The sequence below is a fragment of the Mycobacterium sp. genome, from assembly GCF_040509115.1.
In the GTDB taxonomy this organism is placed as follows: domain Bacteria; phylum Actinomycetota; class Actinomycetes; order Mycobacteriales; family Mycobacteriaceae; genus Mycobacterium.
Map to the genome: position 1 here is coordinate 1 of NZ_JBEVLO010000428.1, position 3,850 is coordinate 3,850.

Genomic DNA, 3,850 nt, shown 5'->3' on the forward strand with positions numbered 1-3,850 from the left:
ATAGCGACAGGGCGACGATCGCCAACGGTGTCGCGGCCATTGCGGCCACTGCTCCGCTCAGCGTGGCCCGAGTCTGGATCTTGGCTAGGCCCCTTTGCGGATCCGTCAGGCGCTCGGCGCGGACGAGCACGGCAACGGCGGCTGCGGCCAGACCATGGGCCGGCGTACCAGCACCCGATAGCGCCAGTAGGCCCGCCAACAGGGGTTGGCGACCATGTCGTCGAGCGGCGGCGTCGTCGGCACACATTTCCAGCAGTGAGCTGATTTGGGTTGCGGCGTTGCCGAAGAGCGCGACCCTGGGCAGGGCCGCAGCCAAGCCGCGCACCGCCGCCACGACGTAGGCGTGGTGTCCATCGAGATGAGCGCGCTCGTGGGCGATCACGGCCGCGAGTTGTATTTCGTCCAGGGCTGCCAGGGCGGCGGTGGTTACCACGATCGCCGGCGGGCGACCCGCCACGCAATACGCCGCGGGTTCGGACGCCTCGATGACCACGACGTCGCTGCCGTCGGACCTGCCCACCAGGCGCACGGCGTCGGCGTGCTCGAGGGTGTGGGTACGCATACGGCTCAGTGCGCGGCCAATGCGCACGCAGATCGCGATCAGACTCCCGACGGCAATCGCCACCGCAACGGTGGCGACGATCCGGGCCGGCCAGCCAGCGTGGCCTACGAGGATCGCCTGGAGGCGTTCCAGACACGACACCAGAAGTGCGTCGGGGCCGTCCCAATGCCCCGCAGCTTCGACCAAGAGCATCGCGATCGCGCCGATCGAGCATCCGGTCACGGTGACGACGGCGGTAAACCAGGCGATTATCGCCAAGCGTGGCGCACCGCCGTCGGCGGTGACCCGAAGGAGGAACTTCGGCCCTGCGGCCAGGACCACGACGACGTACAGCAGCAGTGCCGCGGCGACCGTCATCGCCGACTCGACCTACGGGCAAGGCGTCGCAACGCAGCGCGCAGGTCGGCGGATTCCTCGGCGTCGATCTGGGCCACGAAATGACTGAGTACCGCTTCCGAACGGCCGCCGCCGCTCAGTGCCTCCAGCATCAGGCGGGCGCTGTGTTCCTCGCGGGTCAGGGTTGGCCGGTAGCGGTAGGCCTTGCCGTCGCGTTCGCGCGACAGCCAGCCCTTGCCGTGCAGGTTGTCCATCGTCGACATCACCGTGGTGTAGGCGATGTGGCGCTCGGTGCTCAATTCGTCGAAGATCTGCCTGACCGTGGTGTCGGTGTCGGGGTCGCGGTTCCACAGGCGATCCATGATGTCCGCCTCGAGTTCGCCGAAGCCACGCACACGACCCATGATCGAACCTCCTGATTTGGTCAGTAGGTAGCTTACGGGGTCGATCGGCGGCGGGCGGCCAGTCGCACGCTGACGGGACGCACCCCCTGGCCCGGCTAGCTTCTACTGACTAACTCAGTAGGAAAGCCGCGTGCCTTCAGCTGCCGGAGCCGATTCGCGATGCGCTGAGAGCTGATTCGAGGTCACGATGGCCCGCCGACCCTTGACGCTTTGCATGCTCATATGCATATTATTGCATGTATGACCCGTCGTGACGGTGACCCAGGAGGCGGGCCCAGCGGCGACTACCGGCAATCCACGAGACTCGTGACGATGCTGGCTGCCGCCACTGAGTTCGAGCACGCCGACGTCGAAGCGGCCGTCGTATTCGTCGACCTGGCCGGATTCACCGCGTACACCGAGACTCACGGTGATCATCGGGCTGCTCAGCTGTCGGAGACGTTCGCGTTGGTGTCTGCACGGGTCCTCGGGTCCGCCGACGAGATGATCAAGACCATCGGCGATGCAGTCCTGGTGATGTGCCAGAACGCCACCAGCGCAGTGGGTTTCCTTCGACGGCTCACCACCGAAACCGGTCGCATCCCGGGGTTCCCGATGCTGCGCGCCGGCGTCGCCGCGGGTCCCGTGGTCAAGCGACGCGGAGACGTCTTCGGCTCGACGGTCAACACCGCGGCAAGGCTGGTGGCGATCGCACAGGCCGGTCAGATCGTCGTCAACGACGCTGCCGCGTCGGCCCTTCAGGCCGCTGATCTCGCTGCGTTGACCGCGTTGGGACCGTTGGAGTTGCGCAATGTCGGCACGCCCGTCGAGGCGTTCACCCTCGACGTCGCGACCCGCCACCGGCACCACGTGGATCCGATCTGCCGAATGCACGTCCCCGCCAATTTTTCCGGGCCGACGATCACACGGTTGGGCACGACGTACCGATTCTGTTCGACCGACTGCCTACGGCAGTTCAGCGACAACCTCGGCTCAAGCACCTCGCCTCGTCGCGAGGAATCGATGGGGCCGTCGGTCCGGTGACGAGAACCATTGCGCGCGTTCAGGTCTTCCAGCATTGGGCACCGTCATGCTGTGTCGTACACTCCGACGGAGTTCTTCACCACGACCGGATCGCCGCTGCCGAACGTGTCGTAGAACCACTGCAGGAATACGTGTCCGGAGCTAGCGATCGTCGTGAAGCTGACCGGTGTCATCGCCGTGGCGTCCGCCATCGATGGCTCGAACGTCCTGCGCGGCGTCGTGGTCGACGTTGCCCTGCTGACCGGGTTGCGGAACGAACTCGTCTCGTGGATCCGGGATGCCGTCGCCTGCAACACGACGCTTCCGATACGACCGGCGCCGCTGCCCGGCGCGCACCCGGACCCCGCGCGGCGCTAATCCCGGAGGGCTTGCTCGACTGCGGCCGAAAGATCCTCGTAGCTCTGGAAACTTACTTCGCTTCCGTCGAGGAAGAAGGTCGGTGTCCCCTGGACGCCGAGGGCCCTGCCGTCGGCTACGTCCACGTTCACCCGATCGAGGGTGGCGGGATCGTCATAGGCCGTATCGAATTCGGCCATGTCGAGACCCATTTCGGTGGCGAAGCCGCGGAACGTTGCGTCGGCCGGAACCCGCTGCTCACCCCACTGGCTTTGGGTTTCGTACATTTTCTTGTACATGGACTCGAACTTGCCCTGCTGGGCGGCCGCCTCGACTGCGCGCGCCGCCCTCTCTGCGTTGAAGTGGGATTGTATCGGGAAGTAGCGGACGACGAAGTTCACGCGATCCCCGTACTGAGCTCGCAGCTGTTCGACCATCGGGAACGCCGCGCGGCACGCCTCGCACTCGAAGTCCAGGAACTCCACCAAGGTGACCTCACTGTCGGGCACGGTGTTGAGCCGACGACTGTTGTCCCGGACCAGCTGACCCACGTCCCCGCCCTGAGCCTGCGCGACGGCGGGAGTGTCCTTGTTCTGCACCGACAGATACACACCAGCTCCGATGACTATGGTGATCACCGCGAAGGCGGTCAGCAGAATCCTGGAGATGGGTGCCATCTGAACAATCCTTCGCGAAGTCGGGCGACGTCGTACCGTGCCGGAGCGATCGTTGCGGCAGCGGTGCGCCGAGACGGGATTCGAGCGGGATGCCCCGCAGATCCAACTATATACGTAGCAAGACCGTAGGTTTGGCGACGGTCGTCGGCCCGTCGGGTCGAAGAGCGATGCGCGGGACTGCGGGCGAGGCGCCACCTTCCCCACCAGGCGACCGGAGCCAGCGCAATGACGCTCCACATGCCTGGGACGTAGCCAACGCCGGCGGGATCGAACGGCGAAGAACTCCATGTGCTCTTCTTCGACACGGTGAATCACGAACAGCATCAACGTGATCCAGTACGGTGCGGACGTCGGTCCAGGGGTTCGGCGCGGGAACCACCACCGCGATTCCCGTCAGCCGCCCACGACTGAGGCGAGGTCGGCGGGCACCGCCATCGGGGTCAGCAGACCTGCCTCGACCCGACCGGTGTTGCCCACCGGATAGCGCCCGGTCATCGAGCCCGGCGCGGCGA

At 66.0% G+C, this 3,850-nt stretch carries 6 protein-coding genes and 1 pseudogene; 2 read left to right on the forward strand and 5 right to left on the reverse strand.

The genetic code is table 11. The features are described 5' to 3' along the window. The coding region (locus ABW137_RS29485) for a M56 family metallopeptidase (protein WP_526405386.1) at positions 1 to 919 on the reverse strand (919 nt) is incomplete at its 3' end. Next, positions 916 to 1,302 (reverse strand): BlaI/MecI/CopY family transcriptional regulator, encoded by a 387-nt coding sequence (locus ABW137_RS29490; protein WP_526405388.1) that lies wholly within the window; start codon positions 1,300 to 1,302, stop codon positions 916 to 918. The genes ABW137_RS29490 and ABW137_RS29485, both read right to left, overlap by 4 nt. 240 nt (positions 1,303 to 1,542) lie before the next feature. Here ABW137_RS29490 and ABW137_RS29495 point away from each other — a divergent pair, with 240 nt between their 5' ends. Next, entirely contained in the window at positions 1,543 to 2,325 is a 783-nt protein-coding gene (locus ABW137_RS29495; protein WP_526405390.1) for an adenylate/guanylate cyclase domain-containing protein, read from the forward strand. Positions 2,326 to 2,344: 19 nt separating this feature from the next. On the opposite strand, the pseudogene ABW137_RS29500 reads toward ABW137_RS29495, so the two are convergent. Continuing rightward, positions 2,345 to 2,447 (reverse strand): annotated as a pseudogene (locus ABW137_RS29500) (L,D-transpeptidase); the annotation flags it as partial. Between the two features lie 31 nt (positions 2,448 to 2,478). On the opposite strand from ABW137_RS29500, the gene ABW137_RS29505 reads away from it, so the two are divergent. Continuing rightward, a complete protein-coding gene (locus tag ABW137_RS29505; RefSeq protein WP_526405396.1) occupies positions 2,479 to 2,682 on the forward strand; it encodes a hypothetical protein in 204 nt (67 codons plus the stop codon). Here ABW137_RS29505 and ABW137_RS29510 read toward each other — a convergent pair. Both ABW137_RS29510 and ABW137_RS29515 read right to left on the reverse strand, forming a co-directional pair. Next, entirely contained in the window at positions 2,679 to 3,338 is a 660-nt protein-coding gene (locus tag ABW137_RS29510) for a DsbA family protein (protein ID WP_526405392.1), read from the reverse strand. The genes ABW137_RS29505 and ABW137_RS29510 overlap by 4 nt on opposite strands. Positions 3,339 to 3,731: 393 nt before the next feature. Next, positions 3,732 to 3,850: DUF3703 domain-containing protein (locus tag ABW137_RS29515; protein WP_526405394.1), on the reverse strand; the 119-nt coding region annotated here is incomplete at its 5' end.

Coding starts and splice junctions, on each gene's coding strand:
- ABW137_RS29490 (WP_526405388.1), bottom strand. CDS start 1,302: ATGGGTCGTGTGCGTGGCTTCGGCGAACTCGAGGCGGACATCATGGAT.
- ABW137_RS29495 (WP_526405390.1), top strand. CDS start 1,543: ATGACCCGTCGTGACGGTGACCCAGGAGGCGGGCCCAGCGGCGACTAC.
- ABW137_RS29510 (WP_526405392.1), bottom strand. CDS start 3,338: ATGGCACCCATCTCCAGGATTCTGCTGACCGCCTTCGCGGTGATCACC.